Here is an 18,242-nt window from a genome sequence, read left to right on the forward strand (position 1 = left end):
GGGCGGAGGAGATGCCGAACGCGGCACCGCCGAGCACGAGGGCGCCGGTCGTGGCGAGGGTGATGGAGGTCTTCAGGCTCTTGCGCATGGTGATCTGTCCTTTGCTGTGTGGGCACCCCGGCCGACGGCCGACGTATGCTCCTGTGCGTACGCTGAACAACGGCCATGTCTGACCGGAGAGCGCCCTGGGCTTTTGCCCTGTGCAACTCATTCGGTGCACCCCCGCGATCGGTTTGGAACGGGTTTCCTGAGGTTCACGGGGCCGGCATTTCGTAGCGTGGGGGCATGGCTCCTGCACAGCTCTCCACCACCGACCGACTCCGGGCGGTCGACGCCTGGTGGCGTGCCGCCAACTACCTGACGGTCGGGCAGATCTACCTGCTGGACAACCCGCTGTTGGGGCGGCCGATCGAGCCCGACGACATCAAGCCCCGGCTGCTCGGACACTGGGGCACCTCGCCCGCCCTCAACCTCGTGTACGCGCACTGCAACGCGCTGATCGCCGAGACCGGACGTGAGTTCCTCTACGTCTGCGGCCCGGGCCACGGCGGCCCGGCGATGAACGCGAACGCCTGGCTCGACGGCACGTGGGGCGAGCTGTACGCGGACGACGACCTGCAGCGCTTCTTCCGGCAGTTCTCGTTCCCCGGGGGGATCCCGTCGCACGCGGCACCGGAGACACCCGGGTCCATCAACGAGGGCGGCGAACTCGGCTACTCCCTCGCCCACGCGTACGGAGCGGCCCTGGACAACCCCGACCTGGTGGTCGCGTGCGTCGTCGGCGACGGCGAGGCGGAGACCGGCCCGCTCGCGGGGTCGTGGCAGGCACACACCTTCCTCGACCCGGTGTCCGACGGTGCCGTGCTCCCGATCCTCAACCTCAACGGGTGGAAGATCGCGAACCCCACCGTCCTCGCCCGCATCCCCGGTGAGGACCTGACCGCCTACTTCCGTGGCCTCGGGTACGACCCGATCGTGGTGGACTCGAAGCGGGTCGACGACGACCCGTACGCCGTGCACGCCCTGTTCGACGGCGCTCTGCGTCGAGCGCTCGCATCGATCGACGACATCCAGGCGGCAGCTCGCGCGCAGGCCGAACGTGCGGCTGCCGGGCAGGCTGCCGGCGCCGCCGACCTGCGCCCGCGCTGGCCGATGATCATCCTCCGCAGCCCGAAGGGGTGGACCGGGCCGAAGGAGGTCGACGGCCAGCAGATCGAGGGGACGTTCCGCGCCCACCAGGTGCCGCTGTCCGAGGTCCGCGAGAACTCCGCACACCGCGCCCAGCTCGAGGAGTGGATGCGGTCCTACCGACCCGAGGAGCTCTTCGACGCGGACGGGAACCCCGTCGGGATCATGACGACGATCCGTCCCACCGGCGACGACCGGATGAGCGCGACTCCCCACGCCAACGGCGGGCGCATCCGGACGGCCCTCGACCGACCAGCGCTCGACGCGTACGGGGTCCCCGCCGGCTCGACGGCCTCGGCCACCGGCACGCTCGGCCCGTGGCTCGCAGCGCTGATCACGAAGAACCCGTCGACCTTCCGGCTCTTCGGCCCGGACGAGACGATCTCGAACAAGCTCGACGCGGTCTTCGACGTCACCTCGCGCGTGTGGCGGGCACAACGCGCGGTCGGCGACGAGCACCTCGCGGCCCGTGGACGCGTGACCGAGGTGCTGTCCGAGCACCTGCTGGAGGGCATGCTCGAGGGCTACGTCCTCTCCGGCCGGCACGGGCTCCTGAACACCTACGAGGCGTTCGCCCACATCATCGACTCGATGGTCGGCCAGTACGCCAAGTGGCTCGAGTCCTCGACCGACATCGACTGGCGTGCGCCCGTGTCGAACCTGTCGATCCTGCTGTCGTCGCACGTCTGGCGGCAGGACCACAACGGGTTCTCCCACCAGGACCCCGGGTTCCTCGACGTCGTCGCGTCCAAACAGCAGGACCTGGTCCGGATCAAGCTGCCCGCCGACGCCAACACGCTGCTCGCCGTCGCGGCACACGCCTTCGAGACCACCGACCGCATCGAGGTGATCGTCGCCGGGAAGCACCCCGAGCCCGTCTTCCTGTCCCTCGAGGACGCCGTCGCCCACGCGGACGCAGGTCTCGGGGTCTGGGACTGGGCCGGTACCGAGCAGACCGTCGGTCGGGTCGACGTCGTCCTCGCCTGCGCCGGGGACGTTCCCACGGTCGAGGCGGTCGCCGCCGCGGACATCATCCGGCAGCACGCTCCCGAGGTCGGCGTCCGGGTCGTCAACGTCGTCGACCTGCTCGCCCTCGGCGACCCCCGGAAGCACGAGCACCCGATCGCCGACGAGCGGTACGACGAGCTCTTCCTGCCCGGGACCCCCACGGTGTTCGCGTTCCACGGGTACCCGTCGCTCGTGCACCAGCTGACCTACCGGCGCAACGGCCACGACGACCTGCACGTGCACGGGTTCCTGGAGCAGGGCACGACGACGTCGCCGTTCGACATGCTCATGCGGAACGAGATGGACCGCTTCGCGCTGGCGCACGACGCCCTGACGCGGGTCGATGCGGGTGCACACGCCGAGTTGCTCGACCGGCTGTCCGCCGCACGAGACGCGGCCCGCGAGTACGCCTACTCACGGGGCGAGGACCACCCGTCCGTCGACGGGTGGGAGTTCTCGGGGTGGCCGCAGGACCCGTCTGCCTGATCCCTCCTGCACAGGCCGGGAGGCCCGGATCACCGTCCACAGGACCGGTCACGCTCGCCGCGTGGCCGGTCCTGTGGCGTCAGGGTGGCGGTCATGGACATCGGCTGGATCAGTGCACTCGTGTCGGTCACGAGCGCGTCCGTCGCAGTGGGCGCACTCGTCGCCTCGGTGCTCGACGGGCGCGCCGGTCGGCGAGATACGGAGTTCTTGGGGCATCGCGACCTCTGGTGGCAGCGTTGGTCGTGGGTCGCTGACCGAGCAACCTCGGATGACGAGGACAGGCGCGCGGCAGCTGCCGTGATGTCCGCGGCACTGGTGACCCGGAGCTGGACGACTGATGACGACACATGGACGTCCACGGCGCTCGCTGACTTCGAGGCAGCACGAGCGGAAGCCCGGAGACAACAGGAAGGAGTGCTCGCAGATGATCTCGACGCTGACTGATGAAGAGTTCAAACGATGGCTCGACAACCGCGAGATGACGACGCCACGGCTCCTCGCGAGCCCCCACTACGGTCCGCTCATGCGCGCCAAGGGTGCCGAAGAAGAGCTCGCGCAGATGCGGATCGAGTGGCGCGAACGGCAGGAGCGCGCCCGCGCGCGGAAGCTCAAGTACGAGGCATCCTTCGGTGAGAGCTGAACCGACTCCCTGCGAGCCTGCCACGCTGAGACCGTGACCGACCTCGTCATCCCGGCCCCGAGCCTCCCGACCGTCCCCACGACCACGGGCGCACGCTTCCCCGTCCGACGCGTCTTCTGCGTCGGTCGGAACTACGCGGCGCACGCACGCGAGATGGGTCACGACCCAGATCGCGAGCCGCCGTTCTTCTTCACCAAGCCGGCGGACGCCGTCGTCGTCGACGACGCAGACACCCCGTACCCGCCGCTGACGGTACAGCTCGAGCACGAGGTCGAACTGGTCGTCGCGATCGGCACCGGCGGCGCGGACATCGGCGTCGACGACGCGCTCACCCACGTCTGGGGCTACGCCGTGGGCATCGACCTCACCCGACGCGATCTCCAGGCCGAGGCCAAGCGTCTCGGTCGGCCCTGGGACACGGCGAAGGGGTTCGACGCCTCGGCACCGATCGGCGCGATCGTCCCGGCGCAGGGCATCGACCCGGCGGCTGGTGCGATCGAGCTCGTCGTCGACGGCGAACGACGGCAGGTCGGTGACCTGGCCGAGCAGATCTGGTCGGTGGCAGAGACGATCGCGGCGCTGTCGCGGTCGGTGACGCTCGCCCCCGGGGACCTGCTCATGACGGGGACACCCGAGGGGGTCGGGGCCCTGCAACGCGGACAACTCGTCGTCGGCACGATCGCCGGCATCGGCACGGTCCGCACCCGCATCGTCTGACCGGCGTTTCCGCAGTGTGACGCGCCGCTGGGAGGGCTCGCAGACACGCCGGGTACCCCTGGTGCGACGCCAGGTGGGGATCGCGGCGTCACACACACGGGGCAGGACCATCGCGACGGGCGTCTGCAGCTGCTCCGGGATGACGGAGGTACGGCCGTGATGGAACACGATCTGCTGGCGACGTCGTGGACGTGGGCGGGCGACGAGCCCATCAGCGAACGCGTCCACGCGGTCAGTGCCGCCGGCTTCGCCGGACTCTCGTTGTCACTCGACGACCTGCACGAGGTGCGTGCGACGACGGGCTTCGCCGAACTCCGCCGCATGCTCGACGGTGCGGGGATCGTCTGGGTCCAGCTGGGGCCGCTCGACCGCTGGTGGACGTGCACGAGCCGGACCGACGACGCCGCCGCCGACCGCGGGGTGGTCCTCGAGGCCGCCGCGGCGCTCCGGGCCTGGCAGGTGATCGCTCGTGCCGACACGACGTTGCCCGGCGCTTCACCGATCACCATGGCCGACGACTGGACCGTGCTGGCCGACCAGGCCGCGGCCGTCGGCGCGCAGCTCGTGCTCGAACCCGAGCCGTGGTCGAACCTGCCGACGATCGAACGGGCCTCGCGGTTCGTCGCGGCGGCGGGTCACCCGAACGGCGGGCTGCTGCTCGACGCGATGCACACCCTGCGGGGCGGGTCCACCTTGGCGTCGATCCGCCAGGCGGTCGCGCCCGCGACGCTCGCGGCGGTCGAACTGAGCGACGGGCTCCTGCACACCCCGGCCGGCATGACCCTGTCCGAAGAGGCCCGCGAGGCACGGTACCTGCCCGGAGCGGGCGCGTGGGACCTGCCAGGGCTCGTGCGCACCGTCCGGGAGCTCGGCTTCGACGAGCCGTGGGGCGTCGAGGTCCGGACCCCCGGCCACCGGGCGATGCCGACCGGCGACGCCCTGCGGACGGCCGCGGCGGCGACGCGCGCCGTGCTCGATGCGGCAGACGCGTACGGCGCACCGGCCGCACCGGCGATGCCCTCGTCTCCAGCTCCGACTTCAGCGGTCGACTTCGAACCGCCCCACCCGAGGTCCGATCCGCGGGGCAGAACACACTGGGGATCGCACCGCCCGGCCGGACGCCGGGACGCCGACACAGGCACGCCCGCGTAGCCTCCTGGAGCATGAGCGACCAGACTGCACACGACGACGACGACCTCCTCCGCCGCTCGCAGGAGTCCATCGACGAGGCCAAGGCCGCTGCGGCCGAGGTGTCCGAACCCGGCGAGGACGAGCTCGTCGACGAGGACCTCCCCGTCGCGGACGACGCCGAGCCGTCGGACGGACCGGCACCGGCCGCCTGACGCTCAGTCGATCTCGACGACGCGGACCGTGACGTCGGAGGGCGCTGCCCCGAGGGCGTGGCGCGCTGCGGTCACGACGGCGTCACGCACGGCCCGGATGACCGTGGTCGTCGGCACGGCCCGGTCGGTCGTGACGACCACGCGGATCCGCGCCCCGTCCGGGCGGTCCTGCACGAGCACGGCCCCACCGTCCCGGGGGATCTCGAGCACGGAGCGGACGTCGCGGACGAGCGTGGCGAGCCCGGGTCCGGGCGGCAGGACCGACCGGACGCCCGGCACCGCGAGGACGACGGAGGTGAGTTCGCGGGAGAGCACCCGGACGTCCGCGGTCACGGTGTGACCCCGACCACGACGTCTGCGACGCGGACGACGACACTGCGGATGCGGAACGGTGCGTGCGCGCCGAGCACCGACGTGATGTGCGCCCGGAGTGCCTCGGCACGGTCCGACACCGATGCCTCGAGCGTGGCCACGATGGTGACGTCGACGTCCACGGCACCGCCGGGGACCCCGACGTCCCCGCTGAACCGGGTCCGCCGGACGACGACACCGGGCACGTCGTCACCGAGGGTGCGGACGAGTCCGCGCAGAGCCCCCTCGGTCACGACCAGGTGCGCAGCCGGGTCGCCGTCGGGGACCGGGATGTCCCGTCCGGCGTGGGCGGTCGTCCGGATGGACGCGAGCACCGAGCTGATCCAGCGCTCGTCGCCGTCCGCCGATGCCTCGGTGTCGAGCAGGTCCCGTGATGCCACCCGCAGGGCCTGCAGCCGCTCGAGTGCGGCGACGGCTTCGGGATCACCCTCGATGTCCGCCCGGACAGGCGTCCGGTCGGCGTCGAGGTAGTCGGAGAGTTCGTCCAGCGTGAAGGCACCGTGACGGTCGTCGACGTCGTCGGTCATCGCCACCCCTCCATCTGTTCGAGCACGTGTCGCCGTGCACGTGCGAGCAGCCCGCGGACGGTCGGCGCGGGCAACCCGGTCGCCTCGGCGATCTCGGCGTAGGGCGCCCCACCCACCTCGCGCATCACCCAGACGGCGCGCTGTGCATCCGGGAGTGCCTGCACGATACGCGCGAGTTCCCGCACCTGCATCCGGGTGGCGACCACCTCGTCGACGGGTCGTTCGTCCGGGGCGTCGACCATCGCTTCGAGGTCGGCGTGCGGGTGCCGCCCGCGGAGCCGGTCGAGGGCCTTGTTGGCCGCGATCCGGAAGAGCCAGTTGCGCACCCGTTCCGGGTCCTCGACCCGGTCGATGCGCTGCCAGGCCTGCAGTGCGGCTTCCTGAACGGCGTCGTCGGCCTCGCCGTCACCGTACCCGAGGATCCGAGCCGCGTAGGCCCGCATGTGCGGTCCGTACCGACGGATCAGCACCCCGAACGCGGCCGTGTCGCCGTCGGCGCTGCGCTCGACGAGCGAGGCGTCGGACAACGCCGCGAGGGCTTCGTCGCTGGACAGGAGCAGCTCCTCTTCGCGGATCTCGGATTCTCGTGTGACGAATCGGGTGTTCGTCACGTCCTTAGTACGTGCCTACCAGGTACGCCTCCGCGCGCCTGGTGCGAGCGCGCCGTGGCCGGCCATCCCTGAAGGGTCGGTCACGGTGCTTCGACGGCGGCCCGTGCGCTCCCTGATCCGGTGCACGGGCCGTCTTCTCCCTGGTGGCTACTCGTCGGTCTCGTCGGCGAGGAAGTCCGCGTAGGTCGCGTCGATGTCGGTCACCACGGCCCCCGGATCGACCGGGATCCGTGCGGCACGATCTCCGTTGATCGCGACGCGTTCCTCGGCCGTGTACGGCGGCAGGTACTTGCTCGAGCTCATCCCCAGGCCCTTTCGTCCCGGCGAACGTAACAGTCGGCGGCGGACCGGCGGCCGGACGGGTGGAAACGTCCCCCGCCCGGGCGCCGGACGGGGGACGGAATTTCGCCACGGGCGGACCCCATGCGCACGCATCAGCGCGTTCGCGAGCTGGCACAGGGCGGCCGGTCCGGCGAGCAGGTCAGTGCTCGCGCGCCACGTCCTCGGGGTCCTTGTCCGGACGCCAGCCCCGCCAGGACGGCTGCCGCAGGCGTCCGTCACCGGTCCACTCGGCGAACTCGACCTCGCCCACGCGCTTCGGCGTCACCCAGTGCGCGTCCCGTGCGTCGATCCGCGGCACGTCGACGAACGGCGAGGTCTTCCGGTCGAGCGGTCGCAGCGCTGCGGCGATCTCGTCGAGGTCGCGGTCACGGAACCCGGTGCCGACCTTGCCGACGTACTCGAGGCCGTCCGGACCGGGCACGCCGAGCAGCAACGAGCCGATCCCGCCCGCTCGACGACCGCTGCCCGGCTTCCACCCTCCGACCACGACTTCCTGCGTGGCGTGGTGCTTCAGCTTCAGCCAGGCCTCGGACCGCCTGCCCTCGGCGTACTTCGAACTGCGCTTCTTCGCGACGACCCCCTCGAGGCCCTGCTCCTGCGACGACGCCATGACGCCGTCGAGGTCACCCGTCGAGGCCGGCGGCACGTCGATCGCCCCGCCGGGCTCGACGACCGTCTCGAGCGCTTGCCGCCGGGCGTCGTACGCCAGGCGGGTGAGTTCGTGCCCGTCGGCCTCGAGCACGTCGAAGACCAGGAACCGCACGGGGGTCGCCTGCTGCGCCGCCCGCACCTCACGCGCCTTCGTCAGGCCCATCCGGTTCTGCAGGAGCTGGAAGCTCGGGCGCCCCCGGTCGTCGAACGCGACGATCTCGCCGTCGAAGACGCCGTCGACCCCGGCACGGTCGCCGAGTTCCTGCAGTTCCGGGTACTGCTCCGTCAAGTCGTTGTCGTTCCGGCTCCGCAGCGTGACCGAGCCGTCCCGGACGGTGGCGAGCGCACGGACGCCGTCCCACTTCATCTCGAACGCCCAGTCGGCCGGGTCCAGCCGGGGTGCGTCCTTCGCCAGGGTGGCCTGCATGGTCCGTCGGTCCCCCGGAGCGGTGTCCGCGGGGCTGGCGCCGCTGATGCGCCGCTGTCCGTCTCGGTGCGCGGCAGCGGGACGGGAGGCCCGCCCCGCGTCCGTCGCGCCGCCGGCGTCCGCCAGCCGGTCGGGTTGCTCCTTCGTGCGGTGGATGAGCCAGTTCTTCTCGTCGCCCGCTCCGCCCCGGCCGCGGGTGTGCAGGAGCGCCAGTCGGCGAGCGCCGCCGGTCCGACCGTGCAGGGTGACGATGACCTCTTCGCCCTCGCGCCACTTCTCGAGCTCGTAGGTGCCGTCGTCCCAGAGCGTGACCGTGCCGCCGCCGTACTCGTCCTTCGGGATCGTGCCCTCGAACGCGCCGTACTCGAGCGGGTGGTCTTCGGTCTGCACGGCCAGGTGGTTCTTGCCCGGGTCGTTCGGTTCGCCCTTCGGCAGGGCCCAGCTCACGAGCACGCCGTCGTGCTCGAGCCGGAAGTCGTAGTGGTCGCGGGTGGCGTGGTGCTCCTGGATCACGAACGTCGGGGTGCCGTCCTTCCGGACCGTGGGGGCTCCTTCGGGCACCGGTTCCGGCGTCTTCGAGGCGTCGCGCTTCGCGCGGTAGGCGGTGAGCCGGTCGCGAGCCGGCTGCTCGGCCTCGTTCGCACGCTCGGTCCGGTCGCTGTCCCAGTGACCGTGGTCGTCGCGCCCGACGGCCAGCGAGGCGGAGGCGACCGGATGCAGGTGGTCGCCGTGCGCCTGCAGGCGTTCGAGGACCTCGTCCAACGTGAGCTGCGCGAGCCCGCGTTCCTCGAGCTCCTTCCAGGTGCGGGGTGCTGCGACCGTCGGCCGCTCGCGGCCGCGCAGCGAGTACGGCGCGATCGTCGTCTTGTTGCCGTTGTTCTGCGACCAGTCGACGAACACCTTGCCCGTCCGCTCGGCTCGGCTCATCGACGACAGCACCAGGTCGGGCAGGTCGTGCTCGAGCGCCTTCGCGAGTTCGTGCGCGACGTCGGAGACGTTCGCCGTGGTCGACCGGCCTTCGAGGGCGGCGTAGAGGTGGATCCCCTTCGAACCGGAGGTCACCGGGTACGGGTCGAGCCCCATGCCGTGCAGGATCTCGCGTGCCGCGACCGCCACCTCGACGCACTCGGGCAGGCCGACGCCCTCGCCGGGATCCAGGTCGAGCACGAGCCGGTCCGGGTTCTGCTGCCCACCGCGCGGGCCGAACCGCCACTGCGGCACGTGCAGTTCCAGCGCGGCCTGCTGCGCCATCCACACGAGGGTCGGCAGGTCGTCGACGATCGGGTACTCGTTGTCGTGCTCGGAGTGGTGGATGGTGTGGTGGCGGACCCAGTCGGGGGCGGAGTCCGGCAGGTTCTTCTCGAAGAAGACCTTGCCGTCGACGCCGTTCGCCCACCGCTTCCGGGTCACCGGGCGGTCCTTGACGTGCGGGATCATCCACGGCGCCACACGCTCGTAGTACTCGATCACCCGCCCCTTGGTCGTGCCGGTCTCGGGGTAGAGCACCTTGTCCGTGTTCGTCAGCGCCAGTCGCCGATCGCCGATCAGGACGACGGTCTTGCGGGCCGCCGGACTCACAGCGCCACCCCGGTCGCTCCCGCCACCGTCAGGGTCGTGCCCGAGGTGTACGACGACTCGGGCCCCGCCAGGTACACGTAGGCGCTGCCGAGCTCGACGGGCTGCGCCGGCCGGCCGAAGGGGGTGTCCTGGCCGTACCGTGCGATCTCGTCGCCCGGGTAGCTGATCGGCTGCAGTGGCGTCCACACCGGCCCGGGCACCACGGTGTTCGCCCGGATGCCCTTCGCCGCGAGCTGCCGCGCGAGGCCGTTGGTGTAGGTGATGATCGCGGCCTTCGTCGCCGCGTAGTCGATCATGCGGTCCTGCGGTTGGTACGCGGACACCGAGCTCGTCGTCACGATCGCGCTGCCCGGCGCCATGTGCGGCACGGCTGCCCGGACCAGCCAGAACAGCGAGTAGAGGTTGACCTTCATCGTGCGGTCGAAGTCCTCGGTCGACTGCTCGGTCACGTCCTCGTGCACCAGCTGGTGTCCGGCGACCAGGACGAGGGCGTCCAGCCCACCGAGGTCGCGCACCGCCGTCCGGACGAGTTCGTCGCAGAAGCCCTCGTCCGTCAGGTCGCCGGGCAGCATCACGGCGTTGCGCCCGAGGTCGGCGATGACGTCACGGACCTCGGTCAGGTCGTCGATCTCCTCGGGCAGGGAGTTCAGAGCGACGTCGGCCCCTTCCTTCGCCATCGCGATCGCCGCGGCTCGGCCGATGCCGGAGTCGGCACCCGTGACGAGCACGCGGTACCCCCGCATGCGCCCTGTGCCGAGGTAGGAGACCTCGCCGTGGTCGGGCGGCGGGTCCATCGCACTGGCCAGCCCGGACCCCTGCTGCGTCTGCGCGGGGAAGGGCGGGCGTGGGAACTGCTCACGCGGGTCCTGCTTGTCGAGCTGGCTCATGCGCCCATCGTGCTCGCGTCGACCGGTCGACGGTCCAGCGAACCCGGATCTGTGGAGAACCCGTCGGCTGCGGGCACTCCCGTGCGGACACGGGCATCATGTGCCCATGAGGTCGATCTGGAAGGGTTCCATCGCGTTCGGGCTCGTCAACGTGCCCATCAAGGTGTACGCGGCCACCGAGACCCACGACGTGTCCCTGCACCAGGTCCACGACGAGGACAAGGGCCGCATCCGCTACAAACGCGTCTGCGAGTTCGGCCACGAGGTCGAGTACGCCGACATCCAGCGTGCCTACGACGACGGTGACAAGACCGTGGTCCTGACCGCGGACGACTTCAAGCAGCTCCCCGAGGAGCAGTCGCACGAGGTCGAGGTGCTCGAGTTCGTCCCCGTCGAGCAGGTCGACCCGATGATGTTCGAGAAGACGTACTACCTCGAGCCGGACTCGCGCTCGCCGAAGGCCTACGTGCTGCTGCGCGAGACCCTGGCGAAGACCGACCGGCTCGCGATCGTGCAGTTCACGCTGCGCCAGAAGACCCGGCTCGGCGTGCTGCGCGTCCACGACGACGTCATCCTGCTGCAGGGGCTGCTCTGGGGCGACGAGGTCCGAGCCGCCGACTTCACGGCGCTGGACTCGTCGGTGAAGGTCAGCGCGAACGAGCTGAAGATGTCCTCGTCGCTCGTCGAGAGCATGTCGACGGACTTCGATCCCGACCGCTACACCGACTCCTACCAAGAGGAACTGCAGCAGCTCATCGACGCCAAGCTCGACGCCGGTGACGACATCGACACCGAGAAGACGTTCGGCACGAAGGAGGACGAGGACGACGAGGGCGAGGGCGGTGACGTCCTCGACCTGATGGCCGCCCTGCGTGCGTCCGTGGACAAGAAGCGGACAGGAGGCTCGGGGTCGCGTTCGTCGTCCAGCTCGCGTTCGTCGTCGGGTACCGACTCGAGCACGTCCGGCTCGACGAAGAAGGCGCCGGCCCGGAAGGCCCCGGCAAAGCAGGCGACCACCGAGAAGGCCCCCGCGAAGAAGGCTCCGGCGAAGAAGGCACCCGCGAAGAAACCCGCGGCCAAGAAGGCGCCCGCCGAGAAGAAGCAGGCGAGCTAGGACCGTCCGACACGAGCCGGTAACACGCTTCCGCGAGACTGGACCCATGACTCCACAAGAGCCTGGGAGCCTGCAGTCGTCACCCGAGACCGCCGGCCCGCCCGTCACCGTGTCCATCACCCGCCTGGTCGAACCCGACCGCATCCCCGAGGTCACCCACTGGGTGCAGTCCGGCGTGAACCTCGCCAACCGGTACCCGGGGTTCCTCGGCTCCGGGTGGGTGCGCTCCCGGGCGCAGTCCCGCGAGTGGCACATGCTCTACCGCTTCGCCGACCACGACTCGCTCGCCACGTGGGAGAACTCCGACGACCGCCTGCGCTGGCTCGACCTCGGCCGCGACCTGGTCGTGGAGTCCCGCGTCGAGAAGCGCACGGGCATCGAGGGCTGGTTCGACGTCCCGCAGGACGCCCCGGCATCGAGCGCTCCCCCGCGGTGGAAGCAGGCGGTGAGCATCTGGCTCGGCTTCTTCCCCGTGAACCTGGCTTTCACGTACTTGATGGCATGGCTCGTCCCAGCGTTCGCACACGTCGCGATCCTGCCCCGTGTGCTGGTCACGACCCTCGTCCTCACGCCGATCATGACGTTCTGGGTGCTGCCCTTCGTGACGAAGCTGATCCGTCCGTGGCTGCTGGCGCCGCCGAGGTCCGAGCGGGCTTAACCGACCACCCCGAGCGGCACGGGCCCACCGTGGCCGAGAGCGTCCCACCCGACCTGCAGCACGTGCGGCCGGGCCTCGGCGGCGGAAGCCTCGGTCTCGTACGTCAGTGCGAGCATCACGATCGCACCGAACGCGCCGGAGACCCGCGCCCGCCGCTCGAGCGGGGTGGCCGTGGCGTCGGCCATGTCGATGCCGAACACGTCGAGGAGCGTCGCGGCGACCGGTTCGAGCCGGACGCCGACGTCGTCCCCGCGCCGCAGGGTGAACGCCGCGAGGGCGAGTTCCGCCCACCCCGGCCGGGCGAGTGCGAGGTCGGCGATCCCCGCGAGCGCTGCGGCGTCACGGGACTCCCCCGCGGGGGCGGCGGCGGCAGCTGCCCGGATCGCCTCGGTCTGCACGGCGCACTGCCCGAGCGCGGCCTCGACGAGCAGCTCCTTGCTCGTGAACCGGGCGAGGATGCCCGCCTTCGAGTAGCCGGCCTGGTCGGCGACGGCCTGCACGGCGGTGTCCTTGATGCCGCGGCGGGCGATGAGTCCGGCGGTGATGTCCAGGACGTCCCCGTTGATCTCCTCGGCAGAGGGCCGAGCACGGCGCACGGGGCGGGTCATGCGCGGACCGCCGCGGCTCGCGCCGCCCGCCGGCGCCGGGCCCTCGCGACCAGCAGGGTGATCCCGGTCATGAGCTCCCACGCGACGATCGTGTACACCGACGCACGCTCCCACACGCCGTCGGGGAGCACGTCGATCACCGTCGACGACGAGTCCACGACGAGCATCACGAGGGAGACGAGGCCGAGGATCCCGAGCACGACGCTCGCGATCCGGTACGCCGCCGGTGCCCGCAGCGCTCGGGACCCGATGCCGGCGGTGATCGCCACGAGGTTGCCGGTCGTGATCGCTGCTGCGGCGCCGAGCACGTGGAACACGATGGTGCCGCCGTCCGTACTCGTCTGGCTGCCGTGGAACGAGCCGACCAGGACCATCCCGACGAGGTGGACCACGGCGAGGACCGCGGTCGCCACCCGCGCACGGCGGGACGCGGCACGGAACACCACGACGGCCAGCACCGCTGCGATCCCGAACAGGACGCCCTGCCCGATGAACGTCGTGTTCATGAGCACGTGCAGCGGTGAGTCGATCCCCCGCCCCTGGAACGCGCCGACGTCGGGGACCCCGAGGTCGGAGATGTAGTTCGTCGCGTAGCTGTAGCCGGGGAACGCCGACGCCGAGACGGCTTCGCCGACGAGCCATCCGACTCCCGCGACCGCCCAGAGTGCGCCGGGGACGAGTGCACGGGGTGTGTCCGATTTGGTCATGTACTGACCATAACGGTCACTACCGGGAGCTGCCCAGCACCGACAGCTGGTCGAGCCGCTCGAGGATCACGCCCTCGCGGAGCGCCCACGGGCAGATCTCCAGCGCCGGCAGGTCGAAGATGTCGAGGCAGGCCTCGGCGACGAGCGCACCCGGCACCACCTGGTGCGCCCGGCTCGCCGACACCCCGGGCAGCGTCGCGAGTTCGTCGACCGACATCGTCAGCAGCGCGGGCAGCTTCGACCGGAGCACGTCGCCGTCGAGCGCCCGCGGCACGAGCGGACCGGCAGCCGACGGCGCCGCCCCGCAGATCCGCGCGATCGACCGGAAGGTCTTCGAGGTCGCCACGGCACGATCCGGACGCCCGGCGCGGAGCAACTTGCCGGCGTCGCGGGCGATCTCCACGCGGATCTCGTGACGGATGCGGCGGACGTCGTCCTCGGTCGGGGTGCCCGCGGCGAAGTACGAGCGGGCGAGCCGTGCAGCACCGATCGGCATCGACCACGCGACGTCCGGAGCCTCGTCGGCGCCCCCGGCGATCTCGAGCGAGCCACCGCCGATGTCGAACACCGCGAGCCGTCCGGCCGACCACCCGAACCACCGCCGGACGGCCAGGAACGTGAGTCGCGCCTCGTCCCCACCGGACAGCACGGCCAGCTCCACGCCGGTCGAGGCCTCGACGTGGGCGAGCACCGCGTCGGAGTTCACCGCGTCGCGCACGGCCGAGGTCGCGAACGCGAGCATGTCCTCGCAGCCGCGTTCCTCGGCGACGCGGACGGCGTCCGCGACGAACCGCGTCAGCGCGTCGACGCCCTCGGGCGTCACCGCGCCGGCGTCATCGAGGTGCTCGGCCAGTCGGAGCGGCTGCTTGAACGAGGACGCCGGCAGCGGCGCGGCACCGCCGTGGGCGTCCACCACGAGCAGGTGGCCGGTGTTGGACCCGATGTCGAGGACTCCCACGCGCATGCCACAACGCTAGCGGCCGGGCCGGCGGTCAACGACCGGGAGGCCCGTCCTCCGCCCGCAGGAACGCCTCGAGTTCTGCCGTGGTCGGGTACGAGGCCTGCGCGCCCGCCTTGGTCGCGGCGTACGCCCCGACCCCCACCGCGAAGCGTGCGGCGTCGACGAGGGAGTCCCCCGCCGCCAGCCGCAGGGCCACCGAGCCCATGAAGGCGTCGCCGCAGCCCGTGGTGTCCACCGGCTCGACCCGGACGGCGTCGATCGACACCGGGTCCGCGTCGCCGTCGTGCACGACGCAACCCGAGCCGCCGCGGGTGACGATCGAGCGCGCGACGCCGTGCTCGCCGAGCGACGCGGCCTCGTGTTCGTTGACCAACAACACGTCGGTCAGCTCGAGCAGCTCGGCGGGGACGTCCCCGAAGGGCGACAGGTTCGTCAGCACCGTGACCCCGGCGGCGTGCGCTGCCCGGGCCGCGGCGAGGACGACGTCGATCGAGACCTCGAGGCAGAGGCCGAGCACGCCGGCGTCGTCGAAGGCGTCGGCGGGCACGTCGTCCGGCGTCAGCGTGCCGTTGGCGCCGGCGGAGATCACGATGGTGTTCTCCCCCGCGGCGTCGACCGTGATGACGGCAGTGCCGGTGGCCACGCCCTCCCGGACGGCGACGTGCGTGGTGTCCGCACCCGCAGCCGCGACGGAGTCGCGGAGCAGCGCACCGTTCCCGTCGTCGCCGACCGCACCGATCATGCGGACCGTGCCCCCGAGCCTCCCGGCAGCCACCGCCTGGTTGGCGGACTTGCCACCCGGCAGGATCGCCAGGTCGGACCCGTGCAGGGTCTCACCGGGCTTCGGGAACCGCTCGGTCCGGACCACCAGGTCCGCGTTGAGCGATCCGACGATCACGATGGTCTGGGTCAACGGACGGTCTCCTTCTGCGGCGCGACGGACGTGGTCTCGGCACTCTCCGGGCGGGGGATGAGGAACGAGATCGCGAGCGCGGCGGTCGTGATCACGGCACCGAGCAGCATGCCACCGGAGTACCCGGCGGTGCCCGCGGACCCGCCGACCCCGAGCGCGATCTGCAGCGCCGGCAGGACGGCGAAGCTGACCCCGGCGCCGAGGTTGAACGCACCGGCGTTCAGGCCCGGCAGGAAGCCGGGGTTCGACTCCGGCGAGAGCACGATGCCCAGGCCGTTCAGGATGATGTTCGCGATGCCCGCGTACGTGATGCCGATCAGGACGGTCGCGGTGACCAGGACCGGCAGCGAGTGCACGCCCACCAGTGCCATCAGGACCGTCGAGACGATGCTGCCGATCAGGCCGAAGCGGAGCACGGCGCGGTAGCCGATGGTCGGCGCGAGGCGCCCGGCGAACGGACCGACGATCCAACCGACCAACGCGTACGGGGTGAGGAACACCAGCGAGGCGAGGTCGGGTTCCATGCCGAAGCCGGCGTCGCCGTTCTGCGCGAGCGACGTGACCAGCCCGTTCACGACCGCGAAGACGCCGGTCATGGTCAGGAACGTCGTCGCGAGGAGCGCCCACGTGGCACGGCGCTTCAGGAACCGGGTCTCGACGAGCGGCTCCTTCACGCGGGACTCGACCGCCCAGAAGACCGCGAAGGCGGCGAGCGCGACGACGACGCCGCCGATCACCAGTGCCGGGTTGGCGGCGCCGAGCTTGCCGGCCTCGTTGAACGCGGTGAGCAGGGCCCCGACCGAGACGACGAGGGGCACGACGCCGATCCAGTCCATCCGGGTCCCGGCGGACGGCTTCGACTCCACACCCCACACGGCGACGAGCGCCAGCGCGATGACGGTGACGACGGCGATGACCCAGAAGATCCCGCGGAACCCGAAGTTCGTGGCGATCCAGCCACCGGCCAGCGCGTCCACGCCGGCGATGCCGCCGTTCACGGCGGTGAGCAGACCGAGTGCGGCGCCGTAGCGCTTCGGGTCGGCGATCTCGTTGCGCAGGACGAGCAGGCAGATCGGGACGACCGGGCCGGTGACGCCCTGGATGATCCGGCCGGCGAACAGCATCGGCAGGTTCACGGCGAGTGCGGCGACGATGCTGCCGACGAGCATCACGGCGAGCATGCCGATCAGGACGCGCTTGCGGCCGACGATGTCGGACAGGCGCGGCAGGAACAACGAGAACAGTGCCGCCAGCGTGAAGTACAGGGTCTGCGAGAGCCCGATCGTGGCGTCGTCGGTCTTGAGCTCGCGCGCCATCGTGACCAGCGCGGGGCTGAGCATGCTCGCGTTGAGCTGGAACGCGATGCACGCGGCGAGGAGCGCCGCGGTGAGGGCGCCGATCGACTTCTTCGTCGAGGTGGTGGTCATGGTGTTCAGATCTCCGGGGTGGTGGTGATGCCGGCTTCGACGGCGTCGGCTGCGGCGCGCGGGGTCCAGCCGGTGTCGGTGGTCTCGCCGATGCGCTCGAGGGCGTCGACGACCAGGTCCCAGAACCGTTCGTGGTCGAGCTCCATGGCGGCGCTCGTCCGGCAGTCCTCCGGCGCGGGCGCACGGAAGTCGGCGACGGTCATGCCCAGCGTCAGGCTGCCCTGGGTCTCGATGTGGATCGGGACCTTCACGGCGCGGACGATGGTCGGGTCGATGACGTAGGCGACGGCGCAGGGGTCGTGCACCGGCGGGGCGTCGAAGCCCTGCGCGTCCTTGTAGGTCTGGCCGAAGAAGTCGAGCAGCTCGCCGACGAACGCGGCCGGGGCGGTGCCGACGGCGGCGATGCGTGCGGCCACCTCGGGGGTGGCGAGGGCCTGGTGCGTCAGGTCGAGTCCGACCATGACGACGTCCCAGCCGGCGTCGAAGACGATCGAGGCGGCCTCGGGGTCGATGACGATGTTGAACTCGGCGACGGGGCTCCAGTTGCCGACGTGCACGCCACCGCCCATGAGCACGACCTGCTTGACGCGCTCGACGATGCGGGGTTCCTTGCGGGCGGCGAGGGCGATGTTCGTCAGGCCGCCGGTCGGCACCAGCGTGACGGTGCCGGGCTCGTGCGCCATGACCGTCTCGATGATCAGGTCGACGGCGTGCCGCTGGTCGAGCTCGAACGAGGGCTCGGGCAGCATCGGTCCGTCGAGGCCGCTCTCGCCGTGGATGTCCGGGGCGACCTCGATCTGGCGCAGGAGCGGACGGTCGGCGCCCGCGGCGAACGGCACCCCGGTGATGCCGGCGATGCGCGCGACGGCGAGGGCGTTGCGGGTGACCTTCGGCAGCGTCTGGTTGCCGACGACGGTGGTGACGGCCAGGAGCTCGATGTCCGGGTTGCCGTGAGCCAGCAGGATGGCGACGGCGTCGTCGTGGCCGGGGTCGCAGTCGAGGATGATCTTCGAGGGCTGGGTCGCACTGGGCACGCTGGGCGCTCCACTTCTTCGGGGAATCGAGGGGTCTGAGCTC

The 18,242-nt window shown here is 71.3% G+C and carries 20 protein-coding genes; 8 read left to right on the top strand and 12 right to left on the bottom strand.

Translation table 11 applies throughout. The annotated features are described in order from the left end of the window. Window positions 1-285: 285 nt before the first annotated feature. The 6 genes from EDF42_RS00005 (at window position 286) to EDF42_RS00025 (ending at window position 5,382) form a co-directional block, all read left to right on the top strand. On the top strand, window positions 286-2,682 hold the full coding sequence (locus EDF42_RS00005) for a phosphoketolase (RefSeq protein ID WP_123671099.1): 2,397 nt from the start codon (window positions 286-288) through the stop codon (window positions 2,680-2,682). A 93-nt stretch (window positions 2,683-2,775) separates the two neighbouring features. Then, window positions 2,776-3,126, top strand: a complete 351-nt coding sequence (locus EDF42_RS18585) for a hypothetical protein (RefSeq protein WP_148067571.1) — start codon at window positions 2,776-2,778, stop codon at window positions 3,124-3,126. After that, complete coding sequence (locus tag EDF42_RS00010) at window positions 3,107-3,322, top strand: hypothetical protein (RefSeq protein WP_123339076.1); 216 nt, start codon at window positions 3,107-3,109, stop codon at window positions 3,320-3,322. Before EDF42_RS18585 ends, EDF42_RS00010 begins: the two co-directional genes overlap by 20 nt. 33 nt (window positions 3,323-3,355) lie before the next feature. Then, entirely contained in the window at window positions 3,356-4,039 is a 684-nt protein-coding gene (locus EDF42_RS00015) for a fumarylacetoacetate hydrolase family protein (protein ID WP_123671100.1), read from the top strand. 159 nt (window positions 4,040-4,198) lie between these two features. After that, window positions 4,199-5,191 (top strand): sugar phosphate isomerase/epimerase, encoded by a 993-nt coding sequence (locus EDF42_RS00020; protein ID WP_123671101.1) that lies wholly within the window; start codon window positions 4,199-4,201, stop codon window positions 5,189-5,191. 11 nt (window positions 5,192-5,202) lie between these two features. Further along, window positions 5,203-5,382 (top strand): hypothetical protein, encoded by a 180-nt coding sequence (locus tag EDF42_RS00025; protein WP_123339079.1) that lies wholly within the window; start codon window positions 5,203-5,205, stop codon window positions 5,380-5,382. A 3-nt stretch (window positions 5,383-5,385) separates the two neighbouring features. On the opposite strand, the gene EDF42_RS00030 is transcribed toward EDF42_RS00025, so the two are convergent. The 6 genes from EDF42_RS00030 to EDF42_RS00050 all read right to left on the bottom strand — a co-directional run bounded on the left by EDF42_RS00030 (window position 5,386) and on the right by EDF42_RS00050 (window position 10,777). Next, complete coding sequence (locus tag EDF42_RS00030; RefSeq protein ID WP_123671102.1) at window positions 5,386-5,715, bottom strand: hypothetical protein; 330 nt, start codon at window positions 5,713-5,715, stop codon at window positions 5,386-5,388. Then, window positions 5,712-6,281, bottom strand: coding sequence for a hypothetical protein (locus tag EDF42_RS00035; protein WP_148067573.1), 570 nt, complete (start codon window positions 6,279-6,281; stop codon window positions 5,712-5,714). The genes EDF42_RS00030 and EDF42_RS00035 overlap by 4 nt, the downstream gene beginning before the upstream one ends. Beyond that, the gene (locus EDF42_RS00040; protein ID WP_235035797.1) at window positions 6,278-6,892 is read right to left on the bottom strand and encodes an RNA polymerase sigma factor; all 615 of its coding nucleotides are present in this window, start codon (window positions 6,890-6,892) and stop codon (window positions 6,278-6,280) included. The genes EDF42_RS00035 and EDF42_RS00040 overlap by 4 nt, the downstream gene beginning before the upstream one ends. 147 nt (window positions 6,893-7,039) lie before the next feature. Beyond that, window positions 7,040-7,195 (bottom strand): hypothetical protein, encoded by a 156-nt coding sequence (locus EDF42_RS18760; protein WP_185002898.1) that lies wholly within the window; start codon window positions 7,193-7,195, stop codon window positions 7,040-7,042. A 178-nt stretch (window positions 7,196-7,373) separates the two neighbouring features. Beyond that, a complete protein-coding gene (locus EDF42_RS00045) occupies window positions 7,374-9,890 on the bottom strand; it encodes an ATP-dependent DNA ligase (RefSeq protein ID WP_123671104.1) in 2,517 nt (838 codons plus the stop codon). Continuing rightward, window positions 9,887-10,777: an SDR family oxidoreductase gene (locus tag EDF42_RS00050; RefSeq protein ID WP_123339083.1), complete on the bottom strand. Its 891-nt coding sequence runs from the start codon at window positions 10,775-10,777 to the stop codon at window positions 9,887-9,889. Before EDF42_RS00050 ends, EDF42_RS00045 begins: the two co-directional genes overlap by 4 nt. Window positions 10,778-10,883: 106 nt before the next feature. On the opposite strand from EDF42_RS00050, the gene EDF42_RS00055 reads away from it, so the two are divergent. After that, window positions 10,884-11,891 carry a Ku protein gene (locus EDF42_RS00055; protein ID WP_123671105.1) on the top strand — a complete coding sequence of 336 codons (1,008 nt, stop codon included), beginning with the start codon at window positions 10,884-10,886 and terminating at the stop codon, window positions 11,889-11,891. A 46-nt stretch (window positions 11,892-11,937) separates the two neighbouring features. Then, window positions 11,938-12,549, top strand: coding sequence for an antibiotic biosynthesis monooxygenase (locus EDF42_RS00060; RefSeq protein WP_123671106.1), 612 nt, complete (start codon window positions 11,938-11,940; stop codon window positions 12,547-12,549). Here the strand turns inward: EDF42_RS00060 and EDF42_RS00065 are convergent. Genes EDF42_RS00065 through EDF42_RS00090 form a run of 6 tightly spaced genes read right to left on the bottom strand, consistent with a single transcriptional unit; the run spans window position 12,546 to window position 18,199 of the window. Further along, window positions 12,546-13,157, bottom strand: a complete 612-nt coding sequence (locus tag EDF42_RS00065) for a TetR/AcrR family transcriptional regulator (RefSeq protein WP_123671107.1) — start codon at window positions 13,155-13,157, stop codon at window positions 12,546-12,548. The genes EDF42_RS00060 and EDF42_RS00065 overlap by 4 nt on opposite strands. After that, window positions 13,154-13,864, bottom strand: coding sequence for a DUF998 domain-containing protein (locus tag EDF42_RS00070; protein ID WP_123671108.1), 711 nt, complete (start codon window positions 13,862-13,864; stop codon window positions 13,154-13,156). The genes EDF42_RS00065 and EDF42_RS00070 overlap by 4 nt, the downstream gene beginning before the upstream one ends. Window positions 13,865-13,883: 19 nt before the next feature. Then, entirely contained in the window at window positions 13,884-14,828 is a 945-nt protein-coding gene (locus tag EDF42_RS00075) for a Ppx/GppA phosphatase family protein (RefSeq protein WP_123671109.1), read from the bottom strand. A gap of 28 nt (window positions 14,829-14,856) precedes the next feature. Then, window positions 14,857-15,738 carry a ribokinase gene (locus EDF42_RS00080; protein ID WP_123671110.1) on the bottom strand — a complete coding sequence of 294 codons (882 nt, stop codon included), beginning with the start codon at window positions 15,736-15,738 and terminating at the stop codon, window positions 14,857-14,859. After that, a complete protein-coding gene (locus EDF42_RS00085) occupies window positions 15,735-17,165 on the bottom strand; it encodes an MFS transporter (RefSeq protein WP_123671111.1) in 1,431 nt (476 codons plus the stop codon). Before EDF42_RS00085 ends, EDF42_RS00080 begins: the two co-directional genes overlap by 4 nt. A gap of 5 nt (window positions 17,166-17,170) precedes the next feature. Next, window positions 17,171-18,199 carry a nucleoside hydrolase gene (locus EDF42_RS00090; RefSeq protein WP_123339089.1) on the bottom strand — a complete coding sequence of 343 codons (1,029 nt, stop codon included), beginning with the start codon at window positions 18,197-18,199 and terminating at the stop codon, window positions 17,171-17,173. Window positions 18,200-18,242 lie beyond the last annotated feature (43 nt).

It is taken from the genome of Curtobacterium sp. PhB172, from assembly GCF_003752545.1.
Lineage (GTDB): Bacteria > Actinomycetota > Actinomycetes > Actinomycetales > Microbacteriaceae > Curtobacterium.